The organism is Duganella sp. CF517 (assembly GCF_900110275.1).
GTDB lineage: Bacteria > Pseudomonadota > Gammaproteobacteria > Burkholderiales > Burkholderiaceae_D > Rugamonas.
In genome coordinates, this window is the sequence record NZ_FODC01000001.1 from 1,612,517 (window position 1) to 1,634,779 (window position 22,263).

Below are 22,263 nucleotides of genomic sequence, written 5' to 3' on the forward strand. Positions count from 1 at the left end.
CAGATGGCCAAGTTCTTCATCGACCGCCCCGTGTTCGCGTGGGTGATCGCGCTGTTCATCCTGATCGGCGGCGCGCTGTCGATCACCCTGCTGCCGGTGGCGCAATACCCGACCATCGCGCCGCCGTCGATCGTCATCGACGCCACCTATCCGGGCGCCACCGCCCAGATCCTCGACGACGCCGTCACCAGCGTGATCGAACAGGAGATGAACGGCGCCGACGGCCTCCAGTACGTCGAGGCCGTCAGCGAGGGCAACGGCTCGGTGTCGATCACCGTCACCTTCCTGCCCGGCACCAACCCCGACCTGGCCGCCGTCGACGTGCAAAACCGCATCAAGCGGGTCGAGTCGCGCCTGCCGCAGGCGGTCACGCAACAGGGCGTCAACGTCAACAAGGCGCGCAGCAACATCCTGATGTTCGTCGGCATCTCGTCGACCGACGGCAAGCTCGACACGGCCGCCATCGGCGACTACGCCGCCCGCAACATCGTCAACGAACTCAAACGCCTGCCCGGCGTGGGCCAGGCCCAGCTGTTCGGCACCGAGCGCGCCATGCGCGTCTGGGTCGATCCGGCCAAGCTGCTCGGCCTGCGCCTGACGATGGCCGACGTCACCGCCGCCATCCGCGCCCAGAACGCCCAGGTCACCGCCGGCACCCTGGGCGACCTGCCGTCGCCCGAGTCGCAGGCCTACGCCGCGCCGATCGTGGTGCAGGGCCAGCTGACCTCGCCGGAGGAATTCGGCAAGGTGGTGCTGCGCTCCAACACCAATGGCGCCATCGTGCGCTTGAGCGATGTCGCCCGCATCGAGATGGCCGGCGCCAACTTCAACCGCAGCTCGCGCCTGGACGGCAAGCCGTTCGTGGCCGTCGCCGTGCAGCAGTCGCTGACCGGCAACGCGCTGGCCACCGCCACGCTGGTGCGCGCCAAGATGGACGAGCTGTCCAAGTTCTTCCCGCCGGGGATCAAGTACACCGTGCCCTACGACACCTCGACCTTCGTCAAGATTTCGATCGAGGAGGTGGTCAAGACGCTGTTCGAAGCGGTGTTCCTGGTGTTCATCGTCATGTACGTGTTCCTGCAGAACCTGCGCTACACCTTGATTCCGACCATCGTCGTACCGATCGCGCTGATGGGCACGCTGGCGGTGATGCAGGTGGCCGGCTTCTCGATCAACGTGCTGACCATGTTCGGCATGGTGCTGGCGATCGGCATCCTGGTCGACGACGCCATCGTCGTCGTCGAGAACGTCGAGCGCATCATGAGCGAGGAAGGCCTGTCGCCGCGCGACGCCACCCGCAAGGCGATGTCGCAGATCACCGGCGCCATCGTCGGCATCACCTTGGTGCTGATCGCCGTGTTCATTCCGATGGCCTTCTTCGGCGGCGCCGTCGGCGCCATCTACCGCCAGTTCTCGCTGTCGATGGTGTCGGCGATGGTGTTCTCGGCGCTGATGGCGCTGACGCTGACGCCGGCGCTGTGCGCCACCATCCTCAAGCCGGTCGAGGCCGGCCACCACCACGAGAAGAAGGGCTTCTTCGGCTGGTTCAACCGCAAGTTCGCCGTCACCGCCACCGGCTACCAGGGCATGATCGCCAAGATGCTCAAGCGCACCGGCCGCTTCATGATCGTGTTCCTGCTCATCTGCGGCGTGGTCGGCTGGCTGTACGCGCGCCTGCCGTCGTCGTTCCTGCCGAACGAGGACCAGGGCTACATCATCGCCAACGTCCAGCTGCCGCCGGGCGCCTCGCGCAGCCGCACCGAGGCCGTGCTGGCCCAGGTCGAGCACTACCTGCACCAGCAGCCGGCCGTGGCGCGCACCATCGCGGTGGCCGGCTTCAGCTTCTCCGGCGCCGGCCAGAACGTCGGCCTGGTGTTCGTGCCGCTCAAGGACTGGAGCGAGCGCGGCGCCGACGACGCCGCCGACAAGGTCGCCGCGCGCGCGCTCAAGGCGCTGTCGGGCATCGCCGACGCCGTGGTCTTCCCGCTCAGCCCTCCCCCGATCCGCGAGCTGGGCAACGCCACCGGCATCACCGCGCGCCTGCAGGACCGCGCCGGCGCCGGCCACGCCGGCCTGCTCGACGCCCGCAACCAGCTGCTGGCCCTGGCCGGCAAGAGCGAGATCCTCAAGGGCGTGCGCCCCGAGGGCCTGGAGGACGCGCCGCAGCTGCAGATCGACATCGACCGCGACAAGGCCAACGCGCTGGGCGTGGCGTTCGCCGACATCAACAGCCTGCTGTCGGTGGGCCTCGGTTCGAGCTACGTCAACGACTTCACCAGCACCGGGCGCCAGCAACGCGTCATCGTGCAGGCCGACGCGCCGCAGCGCCTGCAGCCGGAAGACCTGCTGCGCCTGAACGTGCGCAGCGCCGCCGGCGGCATGGTGCCGCTGTCGGCGGTGGCCGGCACGCGCTGGATCAACGGCCCGGTACAGCTGGTGCGCTACAACGGCTACCCGGCCATCAAGCTGACCGGCGACGCCGCGCCGGGCCGCAGCACCGGCGAGGCGATGGCCGAACTGGAACGGCTGGCCGCGCAGCTGCCGCCCGGCTTCAGCATCGAATGGACCGGCCAGTCGCTGGAAGAGAAAACCTCCGGCTCGCAGGCGCCGGCGCTGTTCGCGCTGTCGATGCTGGCCGCCTTCCTGGTGCTGGCCGCGCTGTATGAAAGCGAATCGATCCCGGTGGCCGTGCTGCTGGTGGTGCCGCTGGGGATCCTTGGCGCGCTGCTCGGCGCCCATATCCGCGACCTGCCCAACGACGTGTACTTCAAGGTCGGCCTGATCGCGATCATCGGCCTGTCGGCCAAGAACGCGATCCTGATCATCGAATTCGCCAAGGACTTGCAGGCGCAGGGCATGGGCCTGATCGAGGCGACGCTGGAGGCGGTGCACCTGCGCTTCCGCCCCATCATCATGACCTCGCTGGCCTTCATCCTCGGCGTGCTGCCGCTGGTGATCGCCACCGGCGCCGGCTCGGCCAGCCAGCGCGCCATCGGCACCGGCGTGATGGGCGGCATGATCACGGCGACGGTGCTGGCGGTGTTCCTGGTGCCGGTATTCTTCGTGGTGATCCGTAAAATCTTCAAGGGCAGCGAACGCCAGCGCAAGCTGGCCGCTCACGAAATGGACGACAAAAAGCATGAGACTTATGACTAACCCGGCCCGCGCCTCCCTCCCCGCCGCGCGCCCGGCCTCGCCGGCCAAGCGATCGGCAACCCGGTTGGCAACCGCGCTGCTGGGCGCCGCGCTGCTGTCGGCCTGCTCGCTGGCGCCGACCTACCGGCGTCCCGACGCCCCGGTGGCCGCCGCCTTCCCGGCCGACGACGCCGGCAAGGCCGCCAAGACCGGCTCGGCGCCAGCCGCCGCCGGTCAGCGCGACGCCGTCGATACCGGCTGGCGCGAGTACTTCAACGAGCCGCGCCTGCAACAGCTGATCGCCGCCGCGCTGGAGAACAACCGCGACCTGCGCACCGCCGCGCTGCGCATCGAAGAGGCGCGCGCGCTGTACAACGTGCAGTCGGCCGACCGCCTGCCGAACCTGAACGCCAGCGTCGGCGCGACACGCGCCAAGACGCCGGCGACGGCCTCGCCGACCGGCGAGAGCACGATCGGCCGGCGGGTCGACGCGGGCCTGTCGATCTCCTCGTTCGAGCTCGATTTCTTCGGCCGCGTGAAAAGCCTGAACGATGCCGCGCTGGCGGCCTACCTGGCCACCGACGAGGCGCGCCAGGCGGCGCAAATCAGCCTGGTCGCACAAGTGGCGCAGGCCTACTTCACCGAACGCGCCTACGCCGAGCAGTACGCGCTGGCGCAGCAGACCTACGAGGCGCGCGCCCGCACCTACAAACTGACGCAGCAGCGCGCCGAAGCGGGCGCCTCGTCGCGCCTCGACCTGCGCTCGAACGAAACGCTGATGGAGACGGCGCGCGCCGCCGCGCTGACGCTGGCGCGCCAGCGCGCGCAAGCCGACAACGCCCTGACCCTGCTGGTCGGCCAGCCCGCGGCCAGCGGCGCCGCCGGCGCGAACGCCGCGGCCATGCCGAGCGACGCCCAGATCGACGCGCTCAGCGCCTTGCCGGCCGGGCTGCCGTCCGACCTGCTGGCGCGCCGGCCGGACATCCGCGCCGCCGAGCAGCGGCTCAAGTCGGCCAACGCCAACATCGGCGCCGCGCGCGCGGCCTTCTTCCCGCGCATCAGCCTGACGGCGGCGATCGGCAGCACCAGCCCGACCCTGGGCGGCTTGTTCGACAGCGGCACCGGCAGCTGGTCGTTCGCGCCGCAACTGGTGCTGCCGATCTTCGACGCCGGCCGCAACCGCGCCAACCTGACCTTGACCGAGGTGCGCAAGAACATCGCGGTGGCCGACTACGAGAAGGCCATCCAGACCGCCTTCCGCGAAGTGGCCGACGCGCTGGCCGCGCGCGACTATTTGGGCGAACAGGTGGCCGCGCAGCGCGCGGTGCAGGACGCGCAGGCGGACCGCCTGAAGCTGTCGCAGCTGCGCTTCGACAACGGCGTCGCCAGCTCGCTCGACGTGCTGGACGCGCAGCGCGAGCTGTTCAGCGCCCAGCAATCGCTGGTGCAGGCGCGCCTGCTGCGCACCACCAGCGCGATCGACCTGTATCGCGCGCTGGGCGGCGGCATTAAATAGCGGCATCCGATGTCGTCCGCGATCACCATCCGCCTTGGCCAACGCGCCCGCCAACGCATCGCCGCCGAGGGTGTGCAAGCGGCCGACATCGCCATCATCCCGGCCGCCGCCGGCGGCCCCAAAGGCCTGATCCTCAACGGCCTCGACCTGTGGCTGTTCGGCTCCTGGCTCAAGACCGCGCCGCGCCCGCGCAAGCTGGTCGGCGCCTCGATCGGCGCCTGGCGCATGGCCGCGTCGGCCTTCGACGACCCGGCCGCCGCGCACAAACGCCTGGCCCGCCTGTACGCCCACCAGCGCTATCCGGCCAAGGTCACCGCCGCCTACGTCAGCCAGACCTGCCGCGCGCTGCTCGACGAACTGCTCGACGGCCGCGCCGCCGAAGCGGCCGGCCATCCGCACCACCACGTCAGCGTGCTGACCGCGCGCGGCACCGGCGCGCTGGCGCGCACCAACGGCGTGCGCTGGCGCGAGCTGGCCGGCTTCCTGCTGGCCGCCGCCGGCAACGCCGTCTCGCGCGACCGCCTGGCCGGCGCGATGGAACGGGTGATCTTCCACAACCGCCACGACCACGCGCACTGGCTGCGCGAACCGTTCGACGCCTTCGCCGGCCACTTCGTCGAGCTGTCGCCGGAGAACCTGCGCGAGGCCCTGCTGGCCTCCGGCTCGATCCCGCTGGTGCTGGAGGCGGTCACGGCCATCGCCGGCGCGCCCGGCGGCGCCTACTGGGACGGCGGCCTGATCGACTACCACCTGCACCTGCCCTACCAGCGCGACGCCGGCCTGGTGCTCTACCCGCACTTCAGCGACCACATCGTGCCGGGCTGGCTGGACAAGTCGATGCCGTGGCGCCGCGCCGGCGGCGCCGATCCGGCGCTGGAGAACGTGATCCTGGTCTCGCCGTCGGCGTCCTTCGTCGCCACGCTCCCCAACGGCAAGCTGCCGGACCGCAAGGATTTCACCGCCTACGGCCAGGACCACGCCGGCCGCATCCGCGACTGGACCCGCGCCATCGCCGAGAGCGAACGCCTGGCCGACGCCTTCGCCCGCTGGTGCGACAAACCGGACTTTAAGGAAACATTGTCGTTTTAGATAGGACACATTGTTTCATATTTGCAACAGAAGTTCACGGACTTTCACAGACCGGATGACCGTCCGCGATGCCGGGCGCATACTTGCAGCCATAAACTAAGCCACCCGGCACGTGCCAGTTCGGGCACGCATATAGTCAATGGAGTCCACCATGAATTTTCTCTCGCACACGCGCATCGGCACCCGCCTGGCCATCGCCTTCGCCATCGTCCTGCTGCTGGCGGTCTTCGCCACCACGGTGGGCCTGGTCAACGCCCGCAGCAACGCCGCGGCCACCAAACAAATGATGGAGCAGCCGCTGGCCAAGGAGCGCCTGGTGTCGGACTGGTACGTGCTGATCTACTCGGCCGTCGCCCGCACCGAACTGATCGCGCGCAGCAAGGACGACACCTTGCCGGTGGTGTTCGCCGACACCATCGCCGCCAGCACCAAGCGCGGCGGCGAATTGCTCGGCAAGGTCAAGGAGCTGCTGGTCAGCGATGACGAGCGCAAGCTGTACGATTCCACCATCGCCTTGCGCGCCGCCTACCAGAAGGCCAAGAACGACGTCGGCGACATCCGCAAAACCGGCGACGACGCCGCCGCCGAAGCGGCCTACCGCGACAAGTTCCTGCCGGCCGCCGAGGCCTACAAGAACAAGGTCAACGAGCTGCTGGCCTATCAGCGCAAGGCCATCGACGACACCGCGCACGCGATCGACGCCGCCAACGCCCGCAGCAACACGCTGCTGCTGATCCTGACGGTGCTGATGGTCACCTTCGGCTCGCTGGCCGCGTGGATCATTTCGCGCTCGATCACCGCGCCGCTCAAGTCGGCGATCGACATCGCCGCGACGGTCGCCAACGGCGACCTGACCACGCGCTTCGACGGCCCCACCTCGCGCTCCGAGATCGGCGAGCTGATGACGGCGCTGAAAGGCATGAACGACTCGCTGCGCAACGTCGTCAGCCAGGTGCAGGTCGGCACCAAGACCATCGCCAGCGCCTCCAACGAAATCGCCGCCGGCAATATGGACCTGTCGCAGCGTACCGAGGAACAAGCCAGCTCGCTGGAGGAGACCGCGTCGTCGATGGAGGAGTTGACATCGACCGTGCGCCAGAACGCGGAGAACGCCCGCCAGGCCAATCAGCTGGCGCATGCCGCCTCCGACGTGGCCGAACGCGGCGGCTCGATCGTCGGCCAGGTGGTCAACACCATGGGCACGATCAACGACTCGTCGCGCAAGATCTTCGACATCATCAGCGTCATCGACGGCATCGCCTTCCAGACCAATATCCTGGCGTTGAACGCGGCGGTGGAAGCGGCGCGCGCCGGCGAACAGGGTCGCGGCTTCGCGGTGGTGGCGTCGGAGGTGCGCAACCTGGCGCAGCGTTCGGCGGCGGCGGCCAAGGAGATCAAGGAATTGATCGGCAATTCGGTCGAGCAGGTCGACATCGGCTCGAAGCTGGTGCAGCAGGCCGGCAGCACGATGAACGAGGTGGTCGACAGCGTGCGCCGCGTGACCGACATCATGGGCGAGATCACCTCGGCCAGCAGCGAACAGAGCATCGGCATCGATCAGGTCAACACGGCGATCACGCAGATGGACCAGGTCACGCAGCAGAACGCCGCGCTGGTCGAGGAAGCGGCGGCGGCGGCGGCCAGCATGCAGGAGCAGGCCGAGCGCCTGGCCGACGTGGCCTCGTCGTTCAGGCTTGGCGACGATGGCGCGCGCCCGTCGCTGGCCGCGCCGCCGGCCGTCCGCAAGATCGCCGCGGCGGTGCGTCCGGCGCCGTCCCGCGCCGCGCCGGCCGCCCCGAAGAAGCCGGCGGTCCGGCTGGCGACGTCCAGCGCCAGCGCCGCCGCCCGCAAGCCCGCCACGGTCGGCAACGACAAGGATTGGGAAGAGTTTTGAGCGTGATTACGTGGTCAAAAACATCTGCTGCAAATCGTTGAGGAAACGCTGGCCCAACCCGGTGGGCCTGATCACCTTGTAATCGCGATACAGCAGCCCCTTGGCCTCGGCCGCGTCGAGGCTTTTCTCGATCGCGTTCAAACTCAACCCGGTGCGCTCGCTGAACAGGTTGGGATCGAAGCCGCCGTGCAGGCGCAGGGTGTTGAGCATGAACTCGAAGCCCATGTCCTCGCGCCCGATCTCGTATTCCTCCTGCACCGGCGCGCCCAGCCCGACCTGCTCCATGTAGGCCTTCGGCTGCTTGTAGCGCGCCTGCCGCAGTACGCGATGCGGGAACGATATCTTCGAATGCGCTCCGGCGCCGATGCCGAGATAATCGCCGAATTCCCAGTAATTCAGATTGTGGCGCGCGCGGTGGCCCTCCCTGGCGTATGCCGACACCTCGTACTGCCGGTAGCCGTTGGCGGCGGTGAGCTCGGCGATCATGTCCTGCATGTCGGCGCTGGCGTCGTCGTCGGGCAGCGACGGCGGATACTTGGCGAACAGCGTGTTCGGCTCCATCGTCAGGTGGTACAGCGACAGGTGCGGCGGCTTGAACGACATCGCCGTCTCCACATCCAGCCTGGCCTCCTCCAGCGTCTGCGACGGCAGCGCGTACATCAAATCCAGATTGAAGTTGTCGAAGTTGGCCAGCGCGATATCTACCGCGCGGCGCGCCTCGTGGTCGTCATGGATGCGGCCCAGCGCCTTCAGGTGGCGCGGGTTGAAGCTCTGGATGCCGATCGACAGCCGGTTGACGCCGCTGGCGCGGTAGGACTTGAACTTCTCCGCCTCGAAGGTGCCCGGGTTGGCCTCCATCGTGATCTCGACATCGCTGTCGAGCGGCAGCAAGGTGCGCACGTCCGACAGCAGCCGGTCCAGGCCCGCCGCCGACATCAGGCTGGGCGTGCCGCCGCCGATGAAGATCGTATAGATCTTGCGGCCCCAGATCAGCGGCAGCGCCATTTCCAGGTCGGCGCGCATGGCGTCCAGGTATTCCCGCTCCGGGAAGGCGCCGCCCTCCTTCGCCTCGTGCGAGTTGAAGTCGCAATACGGGCACTTCTTCACGCACCACGGGAAATGGATGTACAGCGACAGCGGCGGCAGCGCCGACAGGTTCAGCGAACCGCTTTGCAGATATTTGAGCGCGACGCCGGCGGCGTCGCCCAGGCCGGCGCCGGGGGCCTTCGGCGCTGCCGGTGTAGCCGCCTTGCCGCCGGCGCCGACGATTTTAATCGGGATCATTTCAGTTTCTCTACCAGCGCGCGCAACGCCTGGCCGCGATGGGACATGGCGTTTTTCTCGTCGGCGCTCAGCTCCGCCGCGCATTTGCCCAGCGCCGGGATGAAGAAGTAGGGATCGTAGCCGAAGCCGCCGTTGCCGCGCGGCGTGGCGATCATCTCGCCGTTCCAGCGGCCGTCGGCGATGACCGGCTGCGGATCGTCGGCGTGGCGCACGAACACCAGCACGCAATAGTAGTAGGCCGATTTGTCGGCGTGCGCGGCCAGGTCGGCGATCATTTTCTCGTTGTTGCGGGCGTCCGACTTCGGCTCGCCGGCGAAGCGCGCCGAGTACACGCCCGGGGCGCCGCCCAGCGCGTTGACGCACACGCCGGAATCGTCCGCCAGCGCCGGCAAGCCGGTCAGGCGCGACGCGTGGCGCGCCTTTTGCAGTGCATTTTCAACAAACGTGTGAAAAGGCTCATCCGCCTCGGGCACGCCGAACTCGCCCTGCGCGTGGACGGAAAAGCCCACGGTGGACAGCAGTTCGTTGAATTCCTTGAGTTTGCCGGCGTTGTTGGAGGCGAGGATCAGGCGTTGGGTCATGGTGTGGGCTGCGATCGAGTCATGCGGAGAAGGCGACATTGTAAACCTTTTGCCCGGCCCCCACCGGCCGCCGATGCGCCGCCGGGGGAATGCGCCCACGCGAATCGCTCACGCCACGCCCAACACCTGCTTCTGCAACTTGATCAAATCGGCGATGCCGCCCTGCGCCAGATCGAGCAGGCGGTTCATGCCGGCCCGGTCGAACGCCGCGCCTTCGGCCGTGCCCTGCACTTCGATGAAGTGGCCGGCGTCGTTCATCACCACGTTCATGTCGGTGTCGCAGCCCGAATCCTCGACATAGTCGAGGTCCAGCACCGGCACGCCCTGGTACACGCCGACCGAGATCGCCGCCACGAAACCCTTGAGCGGAATGGCCGGCACCGCGCCGCGCGCGACCAGCCTGGAAAACGCGTCATGCGCGGCGACCATGGCGCCGGTGATCGACGCGGTGCGGGTGCCGCCGTCGGCCTGGATCACGTCGCAATCGAGGTGCAGGGTGCGCTCGCCGAAGGCCTGCAGATCGAAGGCGGCGCGCAGCGAACGGCCGATCAGGCGCTGGATCTCCTGCGTGCGGCCGGACTGCTTGCCACGCGCGGCCTCGCGGTCCATCCGCGTGTGCGTCGAACGCGGCAGCATGCCGTATTCGGCCGTCATCCAGCCCTGGCCCTTGCCCTTCAGGAAGCCGGGCACCTTGTCCTCGATGCTGGCGGTGCAAATGACCTTGGTGTCGCCGCATTCGATCAGCACCGAGCCTTCGGCGTGCTTGGTGTAGTCGCGCGTCAGGCGCAGCGCGCGCAAGGCGTCGACAGGGCGGCCGCTGGGACGGGCGAAGGTGGATGGTGCTAAGGTCATACGGTGTCCTTGTAAACTGTTTGGGGATTATTTGAGGATCTGCGACGATTTTTCGATCGCGCCGCGTATCTCGGCGATGGCCTTTTCAATGTCATCGTCATCGAAGGCGGCATCCATATCGGTGGCCGGCGCCTGCACCGGCCCGCCCTGGATGGTGGTGCTGTGCAGGTCCTGCGGCAGCGCTTCCGTCGAGATTTCGGTCGCGATCACCGTCGTGGTCCCGTCCTGCGTCGTCGCGCCGATGCCGTCGGCCGCCGAACCGCCCTGCCACATGATGGCCAGCGCGGTGACGTTGTCGCTGCCGTCGCCGGCGGCGTCGAGCGCCGCCCGCAGCAGGTCCGGCACGGCCCGCGGCACCGTGTGCGCGTGCATGCGGCGCGCCATTTCATCGTCCGGCAGCATAGACCACAAACCGTCGGAGCACAACAGCATCTGGTCGCCCGGCAGCAGGCCGGCGCCGCTCGACACCTCCACCTTCGGCAGGCTGTCGGCGCCCAGGCAGTTATACAGCTTGTTGCGGTCCGGATGGGTGGCGCGCTCGGACGCCGGCACCAGCCCCTTGGCGATCAGGCTTTCGATGTGCGAGTGGTCGCGCGTGCGCGCCAGGATGCGCCCTTCGCGCAGCCAGTACAGGCGCGAGTCGCCGCAGTGGGCCCAGGTGGCCGTGTTGTGCTGGATCAGGCAGGCGACGATGGTGGTGCGCGGCGTCTCCGGCATGGCGTGGGCCTTGCGGTAGTCGTGGATGTCCCGGTGCGCGGCCAGGAAGGCCTCCTCGAGGAAACGCTGAGGCTTTTTCACGTAGGGCGTGGCCTGCTGCTGGAACATGGCCGAAATGGTTTGCAGCGCGACGCCGGCGGCGATCTCGCCGCGCAGATGGCCGCCCATGCCGTCGGCCAGCACCAGCAGCAAGGCGTCGCGCGTGAAGCTGTAGCCCATGCGGTCCTGGTTGACCTTGCGGCCGCCGATGTGGCTTTCCTGATACACGGAGAATTGCATTGTTCGCCTCCGCAGTGGCCTTGTTTAACGTGTCCGGAGCCCCGTCCGGCTCAGACCAGCGTATCCGGTCCGGCTTTCGCCTTGCGCCGCGCCGCGCCGCCCAGCCGTCCGACCAGGCCGCGCAGGCCGCCGCCCAGCTTGTCGATGATACCGCGCCGCGCCGGCGCCGGCGCCGGCGTCTCCGGCGGCGCCGCCTGCAGCACCTTTTGCAGCGCGAACAGGCTTTGCGGCCGCGCCAGAGGATCGACCATCAGGCACCAGCTTACCAGCCGCACCAGCTCCGGCGTGTAGGCGCCGGCGAGCTGGTCGAAGTGCGCCGCCATCTTGTCCCCGGTCTTGCGCTGGTCCGCCGGCTGCGGCGGCGAGCCGACCATGCAGGCGAACATCGACGCGCCGATGCTGTAGACGTCCGACCACGGCCCCAGGCCGCCGGTTTTGGCGTACAGCTCCGGCGGCGCGAAGCCCGGCGTGTACATCGGCGCCAACGTCGGCATGTCGTTGTTGACGGTCTGGCGCGCCGCGCCGAAGTCTAACAGCATCGGCGTGCCGTCGGTGCGCAGGTAGATATTGGCCGGTTTCAGGTCCAGGTGCAGCAGCTTGTTGGCATGGACCTCGCGCAGCCCCTTGAGCACCTGAATAAAGATCGTTCGGATGAAGGCCTCGCCCACCTTGCCGCCCTTGGCGCGCTGGCGCTGGATATGCTCCTGCAGCGAATGGCCCGATTCGTAGGCCATGACCATGTAGACGGTATCGTGCGCGCGGAAGAAATTGAGCACGCTGACGACGTTGGGGTGGGAGATGCGCGCCAGCGCCCGGCCCTCCTCGAAGAAGCACTTCAGGCCGATCCGGAACACCGGCAGGTTGGCGCGCGGGACGGTCGGCGCCAGCTCGCCGGGCTGGCGCAGCGCAAGCGAACTGGGCAAATACTCCTTGATGGCGACGGCGACCCCGTCCGGGTCGTACGCGAGGTAAACAATACTGAACCCACCGGACGCAATTTTCTTTACAATGCGATATCCAGCAATTTCCAGACCATCTGGTAACGGGGCGTTGTTTTGTGCAGCCATAGGTTCCTCGCCTCAACACACCGGATTGTGTGGATAAATCACTGTTTTGTAAAGATTAAATCGGGGACATCCATTGAGCATTTCCAGCATGACGGGCTACGCAGTCGCCACCAGTGAAAGCGCGGCGGGCACACTGACGATCGAAATCAAGAGCGTCAATTCGCGCTTTCTCGACCTTCAGTTTCGAATAAACGACGATTTGCGCGCGCTCGAACCCGATTTGCGCTCGGCGATCATGGCCGCCATCACGCGCGGCAAGGTCGAGCTGCGGCTCAGTTTCGGCCGCAAGGCGGCGACGGCCGGTACGCAGGCGCTCAACCTGCCCCTATTGACCGAATTGCAACGACTGCAACAGGAAGTCGGCGCCCACTTCCCCGCCGCGCCGACCATGTCGGTGGCCGAACTGCTGCGCTGGCCCGGCGTCATCGAGGAAGCCCAGATCGGCCAGGAATCGCTGCAGGCCGACGTCGCCGCGCTGACCGCCACCACCGTGCGGGCCTTCGTCGTCAGCCGCCAGCGCGAAGGCGCCGCGCTCGAAACCATGCTGACCTCGCGCATCGAGGCGATGGAAGTGATCGTCAAGCGCATCACGCCGCTGATCCCGCAGGTGGTCGCCGCCTTCCAGCAAAAAGCCGTCGAGCGCATGCAGGACGCGCTGGGCCTGGCCTGCCAGGGCTCCAATTCGGCGCTGTCGCGCCAGGACGCGCTCGAGCGCATCCGCCAGGAGGTGATCCTGTACGGCATCCGCATCGACGTCGCCGAGGAGCTGGGCCGGCTGTCGGCGCACCTGACCGAGACGCGCCACATCCTCAAAAAGGGCGGCCAGGTCGGCAAACGGCTGGACTTCATGATGCAGGAGCTCAACCGCGAGGCCAATACGCTGGGCGCCAAGGCCTCCGTCAAGGAGCTGGCCGACGCCTCGATGGAGCTCAAGCTGCTCATCGAACAGATGCGCGAGCAGGTGCAAAACCTCGAGTGACACAAAAAAGGGAGCTTCGGCTCCCTTTTTCATCCGGAGGACTTCGCGCCCCCGCGCCGGCTACAGCAACTGATTCAGCTTGGTGATTTTGATGTCGGTCACCTTGCCGATGGTGTTCACCATTTCCAGGAAATGCGGCGTGGTTTCGTGCAGCGCGTGCGCTTCGGCGTCGTCCCAGGCTTCGAGCATGACGAAGGTCGCCGGGTCGCCCAGGTCCTGGTGCAGGTCGTAGCGGATGCAGCCGGTCTCGGCGCGGCTCGGGGGCACGATTTGGTCCAGCGCGGAACGCACCAGCAGCTCGGAACCCGAATGGGCGGTGATGGTGGCGACGATGATCAGTTCTGACATGTTCTATCCTGTGAAAGTGGGAACTTGCATGGTTGGGGCGGATTGCGAAACGAAAAGGCCGGCCCCGCGAAATCCGCTATCATCGGCGCAACAACTTCCGGGGAGCGAGGCATGGCCGCATCGAACGCAGCACCGATGATACGCGTAGGCATAGGCGGCTGGGATTTCGCGCCGTGGCGCGAGACGTTCTATCCGAAGGACGTGCCGCGGAAGAAGGCGCTCGAGTATGCCAGCCGGCACGTCACCAGCATCGAAATCAACGGCACTTTCTACCGCACCGCCAAGCCCGAACACTTCGCCGCGTGGAACGCGCAAACGCCGGACGATTTCATCTTCGCCGTCAAGGCCAGCCGCTACGCCACCAACCGCAAGGCGCTCGGCGAGGCCGGCGAATCGATCGAGCGCTTCATCGGCAGCGGCCTGGCGGAGCTGGGCGACAAGCTCGGCCCCCTGCTGTGGCAACTGGCGCCGACCAAGCAGTTCGATCCGGACGACCTGGAAGCGTTCTTCAAACTGCTGCCGGCCAAACTGGGCACGCGCAAACTGCGCCACGTGCTCGACACCCGCCACGACAGTTTCATGTGCGCCGACTACGTCAAGCTGGCGCGCAAGTACAAGGTCGCCAGCGTGTTCACCGACTCGCCCAAGTTCCCCTCCTTCGCCGACGTCACCGCCGACTTCGTCTACGCCCGCTTGATGAACGCGCAGAGCGAACAAGTGACCGGCTACACCAAGCCGGCGCTGAAGAAATGGGCGGCGCTCGCGCAGCAATGGCAGGCCGGCGCGCTGCCGCCGGGACTGCCGTATGCGGCGCCGCCGCCGGCATCGGCCAAGGCCGCCGGCAAGGCGCGCCCGGTGTTCGTCTACTTCATCAACGGCGCCAAGGAACGCGCGCCCGCCGCCGCCCAGCACCTGATCGGCTTGCTGTGATAGCGGCCCGGTCGAACCCGGACCGACAGCCGAATTGAATGCCGGCCGTTGCTCTTGGTAAAATACGTCTTTGGGCGCTGCCCGAACGAGTATTTGAACCGTATTTGAAACGCATTTGAAAGTTACACACATGAGCTCATCCAACGCATTCGCCGGCAGCCTGTTCATGGTGGTGGCGCCATCGGGCGCCGGCAAGTCGACGCTGGTCAACGCGCTGCTGGCGCAGGAACCGACGATCAAGCTGTCGATTTCGACCACCACGCGCGCGCCGCGTCCGGGTGAAACCCACGGCAAGGAATACTACTTCACCAACGCCGAGGATTTCGTCGCGCGCGCCGACGCCGGCGAGTTCCTCGAGTGGGCCGAAGTGCACGGTAACTACTACGGCACCTCGCGCATCATGGTCGAGCAGCAGATGAAGACCGGCACCGACATCCTGCTCGAAATCGACTGGCAGGGCGCGCGCCAGGTCAAGAAGCAGTTCCCGCAGGCGGCCGGCATTTTCATCCTGCCGCCATCGATCGAGGCGCTGGAACAACGCTTGAAAAAACGCGCCACCGACGAGGCCCACGTGATCACCCGCCGCATGCTGGCGGCCGGCGGCGAAATCGCCCACGCTCCCGAGTTCGAGTATGCTATTATCAATGAAGAATTCGCGGTCGCCCTGTCGGAATTGACGGCGATTGTTAGAGCGGCCCGTTGCCGGTTTGCGCAACAAGCGGCACGCAACATCTCGCTATTTGCCCAATTGGGTATCCACGCTGAATAAATACACAAGATTTTAGGAGTTATCATGGCCCGTATTACTATTGAAGATTGTCTCAAAACCATTCCGAACCGTTTCCAGCTGACCCTGGCCGCGACCTACCGCGCCCGCCAACTGCTGCAAGGCCACACCCCGAAGGTCGAAGCCAAGGACAAGCCGACCGTCGTCGCGCTGCGCGAGATCGCCGCCGGCAAAGTCGGTCTGGAAATGTTGAAAAAGGTCCCAATGTAAGTTGGACCCGCGTTCCCGAACAATGTGAATGATGCGGTTAGCAGTAGTTGAGCAATAGCGCACGCCATCAGGTAGTATTTACATTGACACTCTCATTGCGACGGAACGCATACGTATGAATCTGATCCCCGCCGATCCGACACTTAGCGGCAAGCCCCGGTCCAAGCAACCGGCGAAACAGCCGGCCAAAGCGCCGGCCGCAGCCACGTCGGGCGCCAACGCGGGCGACAGCACTGCCTCCACCATCGCCTCATCCGCACCAGCCCCCATCCCCCCCGTGATTTCTTCGTCGCCCCTGGCCACGCCCACCCTGACCGCCGGCGTCGCCTCCGTCACGCACCTGACCGAAAAACTGGCCGAGTACATGACGCCGGCCGACCTGAAAAAGGTCAAGGAAGCGTACCGCTTCTCGGACGAGATGCACCTGGGGCAGGTGCGCAAATCGGGCGAGCCGTACATCTCGCATCCGATCGCCGTGGCCGAGATCTGCGCCGACTGGAAGCTCGACGCGCAAGCGATCATGGCGGCGCTGCTGCACGACGTGATGGAAGACCAGGACGTCAAAAAGGACGAGTTGATCGAGCGCTTCGGCGCGCCGGTCGCCAACCTGGTCGACGGCCTGTCGAAGCTGGAAAAGATCGAATTCCAAAGCCAGATCGAGGCGCAGGCGGAGAACTTCCGCAAGATGCTGCTGGCGATGGCGTCCGACGTGCGCGTCATCCTCATCAAGCTGGCCGACCGTCTGCACAATATGCGCACGATGGAGGTCATGGCGCCGGCCAAGAAGGCGCGCATCTCCAGCGAGACGATGGAAGTGTACGTGCCGATCGCGCACCGCCTGGGCCTGAACAACATCTACCGCGAGCTGCAGGACTTGTCGTTCTCGCACCTGTATCCGCTGCGCTACCGCACCCTGGCCAAGGCCGTGAAGGCGGCGCGCGGCAACCGCCGCGAGGTGGTGTCGAAGATCCTCGACTCGGTCAAGACCACGCTGCAGATCGCCGACATCGAGGCCGAGGTCTACGGCCGCGAGAAAACCCTGTACGGGATCTACAAGAAGATGCGCAGCAAACACCTGTCGTTCTCGCAGGTGCTCGACGTCTACGGCTTCCGCGTGGTGGTCGACAGCTTCCCCAATTGCTACGTCGCGCTGGGCACCCTGCACTCGCTGTACAAGCCGATGCCGGGCAAGTTCAAGGACTACATCGCGATCCGCAAATTGAACGGCTATCAGTCGCTGCACACGACCTTGATCGGGCCGTACGGCACGCCGGTCGAGTTCCAGATCCGCACCCAGGAAATGCACCGCACCGCCGAATCGGGCGTGGCCGCGCATTGGCTGTACAAGAACGGCGAATCGAACCTGTCGGACCTGCAGCAGCGCACCCACGCGTGGCTGCAGTCGCTGCTCGACATCCAGCAGCAGACCGGCGACTCGGCCGAATTCCTCGAACACGTGAAGGTCGACCTGTTCCCCGATTCGGTCTACGTGTTCACGCCCAAATCGAAGATCATCGCGCTGCCGCGCGGGGCCACGCCGATCGACTTCGCGTACTCGATCCACACCGGCATCGGCGACCACACGGTGGCGGTCAACATCAACAACGAGCCGGCCTCGCTGCGCACGGAACTGCGCAACGGCGACATCGTCGAAATCGTCACCGACTCGTCGTCGCGTCCGAGCCCGACGTGGCTATCGTTCGTCCGCACCGGCAAGGCGCGCTCGGCGATCCGCCACCATCTGCGCACCATCAACCTGCCCGAATCGATCACGCTCGGCCAGCAGCTGCTGTCGCAGGCGCTGACGTCGCTGGGCATGGGCGCCGACCTGGAAGACCACCTGATCGACCGGCTGCTCAACGAATCGAGCGCCAAGTCGCTCGACGAGCTATATGCCGACATCGGCATCGGCAAGCGCATGGCGGCCTTGGTGGCGCGCCACATCTTCGGCCTGCGCGGCGGCGAATCGGCCAGCGCGCCGGTGGACCACAACAGCGCCGCCGAACTCGATCCGGTGACGATCTGCGGCAGCGAAGGCGTGTCGGTGCAACTGGCGCCGTGCTGCCTGCCGATCCCGGGCGACTCGATCGTCGGCCAGTTGCGCCGCGACCAGGGCCTGCTGGTGCACACCAACGACTGCACCGTGGCCAAGCGCCAGAAGATCAAGGAACCGGACCGCTGGATCGCCGTCAAATGGGGCACCGAATTGAACCGCCGCTTCGACAGCCGCATCAAGCTGTTGATCAACAACGAAAAAGGCATCCTCGCGCGCGTCGCGGCGGAGATCGGCGAGTCGGACGCCAACATCACCTATGTCGGCATGGACGAGGACAAGGAACACGTGCTGCACCAGCTGCGCTTCACGATCCAGGTCAAGGATCGCGTGCACCTGGCGGGCCTGCTGCGCAACGTGCGCCGCGTCGTGGGCGTCAACCGCATCCTGCGCGAGCGCAGCTAGGCTGCGGCGAAGCTACGGCCTGGCCACCGGATCGTACCAATACGCCTTGTTGGCCAATGGCGTCTTCGGCGGCAGCAATGGATTCTCGAGCCTGAAAATACGCCGCTTGCGCAAGCCGACCTGTTCGATCAAGCCGTCGTAGGCCTGGTGAAACAACCGGTCCAGGCGGCCATCGGCGCTGAGCGCCCGCATGCCGAACTCAAGTCGCTGGGCCAGCCTCGGCTCGCCGGGCGCGACAAAGAAATAACGCGCCAGCGGCATATACAGCGCCAGCTCATTCTCAATGGCGAGCATCGGAAACCCCGGCGCGTACGCCTCCCGCTCGAAGACCGCCTCCTCCACCGAGCGCGGGAAAAACAAAAACCGCTCGGCCGCCAGCATGGCTTGCAGATTGTGGACCGAGGCCCCCGTCACGACCTTGAAACCGTTTTGCAGAAGCACCGGGGTCGAGCCCCACTGGCGGCCGGCGCCCATCGACAGCTCCTTCAACTGCGGCAAACTGGTCACCGCGCTGAAGCGCGCCTGGCGGCGCCCGTCGATCAGGAAGATGCGGTAGCCTGAAAATCCCTTGTCGACGGGAATGCGGATCGGAATCAGCTTGCGTTCCCACTCTACCGAAGTCACTTGCGCGGTCAGGTTGACCATGCCGCCCTTGCCCATTTCCTGCATCAGGCGGTCGCGCTCCATGATCAGCGGCGAGACGGTCAGTTCGAAGGGGCCATATTTTTCGCTGGATGCCTCCAGCGCCGCCTTCAGCACGGCCAGCGCGTAGCGGTCCCGATAATCAGGATTGTTGAAGACAAAATCGCCTCGATAGGTATCGAGCGCGCGCGCCGCCGGCGCACAGCCGCACAGCCCCAGCGCCAACAGCGCGCAACGAACCAGCCGTCTGCCACGGCCGTCGTCCTGCCGATCTGATTTTTCCGCAATTGCCGTCTTCATCTGGGCCATTGTAACGAGTTCCTCATGCCGCCATGTAACCGCTTGGCGAGCCCATCAAGAATAGCTTACTTGAGCGGAAACGGCTCATACCAATACACCTCGCGCGACGGCGGCGCCCGCAGCCGGTCGCGCTCGATGGCCAGCGTCGACGTGTTCAATTGGCAGGGAGATAGCCTTCTCGCGAGACCAAGGTCGCAACACCGTTACTGCCTGGAGGAGCTGACCTGCCGCTACCCTCTCATAACTTCTTCGTGAAAAACGCCGTGCGCGCGAAGAACTACTCTTCTCCAGTAAGTGAAACGCTAAATTTTCTTATAGTGCTAGTCTCGCGGCTGCCGTTTAATCTAAATTGAAGCTCGCCGCGATCACCGAACGCGCCTCTCGGTGTCGCACAATCTTTAATTCCACATCTTAACTCTCTTTTATTCTTCGTTCCCGCCTTGATCTCCCAGAACTTGCTGTTGGCGTCGATCCCATATCCATCCAACTCAAGGTATCCTGGAAAAGCTTCGTGAACCTGCCAGTCATCGGTTGGCAGTGCAGCCTTTCCACCCGGATAATTCTCTCTACCCAAGTCTTTGCCATCTTCGTCCACAAAACTCAGATATATATTGATAAACTTTACCTTGGGGTCCTTACCTTCGCCAGTACCCAATTGCAATCCGTACTCTTCCCAAACGCAGATAACAATTCCATCCTTGCTGCAGCGAGGAGACCCGGCAAGCCCGTTCTTCCACGCTTGCAGGGACGCACCCATAAACAATTTCTTACCATTGAAATATATAAATTCGTCCTTGATAATTATTTCAGGTTTGCGGCCTTTTGAAACAATGCGAGGCGTGCCCAATTGCTTCAAATCTTGCGTTTCCGCTACAGCCTTATTTTTCAACGCTTCTAATTTTTCAAAGAAACCGCGTTCTTGGCGTTGTGCGGGAACCTCATTGACTGCGGACGAGCTGGAAAACGCGAGAACCGGGACGTAAAGTGCTAGCGCACACACAAAACAAAATATATTCTTAACCATCATTTTCTCACCTGATTCTCTGTCCCAAATATACTCTGATAATTTTTGTTAATGTAACCCCATATATCGTTACTCTGTTTTTTTGTTTTGTTGATCGCATCGATAGTCTCTTGTTTATGCGCTTTTTCAAGGGCCTCCCATTCCGTAGCGGACTGGCCACGAAGTACCTGTTGCGGGTGCTTGGCCGCCCATTCCTTCACCATGGCGTCCTGCCAATTCGTGTCGAGCGGGTGCACGATGAATGATGCGGCAACCGCCGCAGGATCGGCGCTGACATCGCCGCCCCACCAGCGAGCGGCCATCGCACGACCGACCTGGCCTACCGCCACTTTGGCCAAACTCGCGGCCAACGTGTGAAACGGGTGGTTGTCATGGTCTTTGGCCAACTGGGAATGGGTAGGATCAGTGGATCCGTTTGTATTGGGGTCGCCAATTCGCAAAATCTGCTGATCGTCAACGCTGTTTCCCACTAGATGAATGAGGCTGCTATAGACAAAGTTATAAACATTGGCAACCATGCCCAATGTGTAGTGCATCGCGCCCTCCAAATACTGATGCCCGGGGATTTTTGCGATCGTGTCCCTAACAACGAGGAAATCTTGATAGGACGCCAGCAATCTAGGATCACTGTGTTCGCTCAGCAGAATAAGCATGATGCGATCGACTTTTGTACGTTCGCCTGGCTTGGTCGCTTTGAAGTCCCATTCAACCTTGAATAGGGTATCAGCAATTAAGCCTGCAGTGCTGGCGATCACATCGTCGGAATCGAACATACCAGTGACGACAGGCAGCCTGTGTTTGCCGGCAGCGGGCGAGGTCCACGGCAATACCTTGCTATGGCCAACCTTTCGCAGGCTGAGTTCCAGGAAATTACTGTGGGCAAAGTAGTCCTCCAAGACGTGCAACGCGGCGCCAAAATGCCGGTATCCGTCTTTCCCCGGTCCGGCTGCAACCGCTTTGTTGATCTCGTCGCGCATGTACTTCACGGAAAAACCAATATACCGCTTCATGGAAGTTGCGGGATCAACAGCAACGTACTCCTTGGTCGCTCGTGGCTGGAAGTCCTTGTCGATGCTTTGCGGATCAGGGGCGCCCGGCGCGTTGTTGGTTGGATTATCGATGTGCTCGACCGGACGGTACACGCCGAGCAAAGGCTCTGTCACCTGGAATATTTTTTTATCCGCTGGCGTCACAACGAACTCCAATTCAGCAAATAAATCCACCAATTGAGTCAATTTCTTGCGGGAGATCGCGCGAGGGAAGTCTTTCGGCGCGTCGGGCTTGCGAACGATTACCGGATCAAGTACCTGCGAAAAATCGCGTAACCAGTTGCCGAAATATATCTGCTTCAACACATTTTCGGACGCAAACCGTCGCGAGACAAGAGACAATGCTTCTTCAATCGATTGGTGTCCGAACGATTCGGTTGGCCGCTCCTCTTGGCCGCCGCCCAGTCGATGTGCGCGTTGGCGCTGATAATGTTGACTTCGTCTCTCGCCTGCACGTTGAGCACGTCGGCCTGCGCCTGCAGATCGATCGCATCCTGGGCCGCGATCAGTTGCAGGCCCACGTTGCCCTCGCCCGCCTTGACCGCACCGCCCAGCATGCCGATGGCCTGGTGGCTCTGAATACGCATCTGCCCGCCGGTAGCGAACTGCGTGTCCTGCCCGCTCATCAAGGTGATCGTCTCGCCGTTGGCCAATTGCAAATTCTGCCCCGCCAGCACGCCCAGCCCGGCCTTGGCCGCGATGGCGATAATGGCGTCGCTCGTGTGCGGCAGCTTGTCGTCGCCCGGCGCAACCGGCTTCTCCGGCGCCTCCGCCTTGGCGGCATCGGTGCTGTCCTGGCTCAGCATGCCCGAGGTGACCTTGAGCATCGCTTTCAATGGCGGCGCCTTGTCATCGAGCTTGCTGGAGTCGGCCTTCGCCGCGCCAATATGGCTGGCGTACGCCACGGTCTCATGCGTCTTGGCCGCGCCGCTGAAGGTTTCTCCCAGCATCACCGCCTGCTTGAGCAAGGCCATGCCGGCGCTGTTGTCGCCGGCCGGATCGCGCGCGTCGGCGCCGTGCGTGATCCTGTAGCTCGACACCAGCAAGCCGGCCCCGGCCCGCACCGCGCCGTAGCCATCGGTGCGCAGTTCGGCGCCGGTGCCGCGCAGGCTGCCGCGATAG

General features: G+C 64.8%; 19 protein-coding genes. 9 read left to right on the forward strand and 10 right to left on the reverse strand.

The window, feature by feature from the left end; genetic code table 11:
- Positions 1 to 3: 3 nt before the first annotated feature.
- The 4 genes from BMX85_RS07065 to BMX85_RS07080 all read left to right on the forward strand — a co-directional run bounded on the left by BMX85_RS07065 (position 4) and on the right by BMX85_RS07080 (position 7,634).
- Positions 4 to 3,156, forward strand: coding sequence for an efflux RND transporter permease subunit (locus tag BMX85_RS07065; RefSeq protein ID WP_090315044.1), 3,153 nt, complete (start codon positions 4 to 6; stop codon positions 3,154 to 3,156).
- On the forward strand, positions 3,140 to 4,651 hold the full coding sequence (locus tag BMX85_RS07070; protein WP_373923304.1) for an efflux transporter outer membrane subunit: 1,512 nt from the start codon (positions 3,140 to 3,142) through the stop codon (positions 4,649 to 4,651). Before BMX85_RS07065 ends, BMX85_RS07070 begins: the two co-directional genes overlap by 17 nt.
- A gap of 9 nt (positions 4,652 to 4,660) precedes the next feature.
- Positions 4,661 to 5,740 carry a patatin-like phospholipase family protein gene (locus tag BMX85_RS07075; RefSeq protein ID WP_090315048.1) on the forward strand — a complete coding sequence of 360 codons (1,080 nt, stop codon included), beginning with the start codon at positions 4,661 to 4,663 and terminating at the stop codon, positions 5,738 to 5,740.
- A gap of 151 nt (positions 5,741 to 5,891) precedes the next feature.
- Positions 5,892 to 7,634, forward strand: a complete 1,743-nt coding sequence (locus tag BMX85_RS07080) for a methyl-accepting chemotaxis protein (RefSeq protein ID WP_090315050.1) — start codon at positions 5,892 to 5,894, stop codon at positions 7,632 to 7,634.
- Between the two features lie 6 nt (positions 7,635 to 7,640).
- On the opposite strand, the gene hemW is transcribed toward BMX85_RS07080, so the two are convergent.
- The 5 genes from hemW to BMX85_RS07105 form a co-directional block, all read right to left on the reverse strand.
- Positions 7,641 to 8,918, reverse strand: coding sequence for a radical SAM family heme chaperone HemW (hemW, locus tag BMX85_RS07085; RefSeq protein ID WP_090315052.1), 1,278 nt, complete (start codon positions 8,916 to 8,918; stop codon positions 7,641 to 7,643).
- On the reverse strand, positions 8,915 to 9,499 hold the full coding sequence (rdgB, locus tag BMX85_RS07090) for an RdgB/HAM1 family non-canonical purine NTP pyrophosphatase (RefSeq protein WP_090315054.1): 585 nt from the start codon (positions 9,497 to 9,499) through the stop codon (positions 8,915 to 8,917). Before rdgB ends, hemW begins: the two co-directional genes overlap by 4 nt.
- A 108-nt stretch (positions 9,500 to 9,607) precedes the next feature.
- Complete coding sequence (gene rph / locus BMX85_RS07095) at positions 9,608 to 10,351, reverse strand: ribonuclease PH (protein WP_090315056.1); 744 nt, start codon at positions 10,349 to 10,351, stop codon at positions 9,608 to 9,610.
- Between the two features lie 27 nt (positions 10,352 to 10,378).
- The gene (locus BMX85_RS07100) at positions 10,379 to 11,347 is read right to left on the reverse strand and encodes a PP2C family protein-serine/threonine phosphatase (RefSeq protein ID WP_090315058.1); all 969 of its coding nucleotides are present in this window, start codon (positions 11,345 to 11,347) and stop codon (positions 10,379 to 10,381) included.
- Positions 11,348 to 11,397: 50 nt separating this feature from the next.
- Complete coding sequence (locus BMX85_RS07105) at positions 11,398 to 12,414, reverse strand: serine/threonine protein kinase (RefSeq protein ID WP_090315060.1); 1,017 nt, start codon at positions 12,412 to 12,414, stop codon at positions 11,398 to 11,400.
- Between the two features lie 88 nt (positions 12,415 to 12,502).
- Between BMX85_RS07105 and BMX85_RS07110 the strand changes: the two genes are divergently transcribed.
- The gene (locus tag BMX85_RS07110; protein WP_090315062.1) at positions 12,503 to 13,393 is read left to right on the forward strand and encodes a YicC/YloC family endoribonuclease; all 891 of its coding nucleotides are present in this window, start codon (positions 12,503 to 12,505) and stop codon (positions 13,391 to 13,393) included.
- Between the two features lie 60 nt (positions 13,394 to 13,453).
- On the opposite strand, the gene BMX85_RS07115 is transcribed toward BMX85_RS07110, so the two are convergent.
- Positions 13,454 to 13,741, reverse strand: a complete 288-nt coding sequence (locus tag BMX85_RS07115) for a putative quinol monooxygenase (protein WP_090315064.1) — start codon at positions 13,739 to 13,741, stop codon at positions 13,454 to 13,456.
- 111 nt (positions 13,742 to 13,852) lie between these two features.
- Here BMX85_RS07115 and BMX85_RS07120 point away from each other — a divergent pair, with 111 nt between their 5' ends.
- From BMX85_RS07120 to BMX85_RS07135, 4 genes are all read left to right on the forward strand, one after another.
- Positions 13,853 to 14,671, forward strand: coding sequence for a DUF72 domain-containing protein (locus BMX85_RS07120; protein WP_090315065.1), 819 nt, complete (start codon positions 13,853 to 13,855; stop codon positions 14,669 to 14,671).
- 130 nt (positions 14,672 to 14,801) lie between these two features.
- Positions 14,802 to 15,440, forward strand: coding sequence for a guanylate kinase (gmk, locus tag BMX85_RS07125; RefSeq protein ID WP_090315068.1), 639 nt, complete (start codon positions 14,802 to 14,804; stop codon positions 15,438 to 15,440).
- Between the two features lie 24 nt (positions 15,441 to 15,464).
- The gene (gene rpoZ / locus BMX85_RS07130) at positions 15,465 to 15,668 is read left to right on the forward strand and encodes a DNA-directed RNA polymerase subunit omega (protein WP_008451304.1); all 204 of its coding nucleotides are present in this window, start codon (positions 15,465 to 15,467) and stop codon (positions 15,666 to 15,668) included.
- A gap of 115 nt (positions 15,669 to 15,783) precedes the next feature.
- Positions 15,784 to 18,126 carry a RelA/SpoT family protein gene (locus tag BMX85_RS07135; protein ID WP_090315070.1) on the forward strand — a complete coding sequence of 781 codons (2,343 nt, stop codon included), beginning with the start codon at positions 15,784 to 15,786 and terminating at the stop codon, positions 18,124 to 18,126.
- 12 nt (positions 18,127 to 18,138) lie between these two features.
- Here BMX85_RS07135 and BMX85_RS07140 read toward each other — a convergent pair whose 3' ends face one another.
- From BMX85_RS07140 to BMX85_RS07150, 4 genes are all read right to left on the reverse strand, one after another.
- Complete coding sequence (locus tag BMX85_RS07140; protein ID WP_229210313.1) at positions 18,139 to 19,077, reverse strand: hypothetical protein; 939 nt, start codon at positions 19,075 to 19,077, stop codon at positions 18,139 to 18,141.
- Positions 19,078 to 19,345: 268 nt separating this feature from the next.
- A complete protein-coding gene (locus BMX85_RS29995; RefSeq protein ID WP_143067917.1) occupies positions 19,346 to 20,095 on the reverse strand; it encodes a DUF7738 domain-containing protein in 750 nt (249 codons plus the stop codon).
- The gene (locus BMX85_RS07145; RefSeq protein WP_177196659.1) at positions 20,092 to 21,483 is read right to left on the reverse strand and encodes an HET-C-related protein; all 1,392 of its coding nucleotides are present in this window, start codon (positions 21,481 to 21,483) and stop codon (positions 20,092 to 20,094) included. The genes BMX85_RS29995 and BMX85_RS07145 overlap by 4 nt, the downstream gene beginning before the upstream one ends.
- Positions 21,441 to 22,263 (reverse strand): DUF2345 domain-containing protein (locus BMX85_RS07150; RefSeq protein WP_143067918.1); only part of this gene is annotated, 823 nt, incomplete at its 5' end. The genes BMX85_RS07145 and BMX85_RS07150, both read right to left, overlap by 43 nt.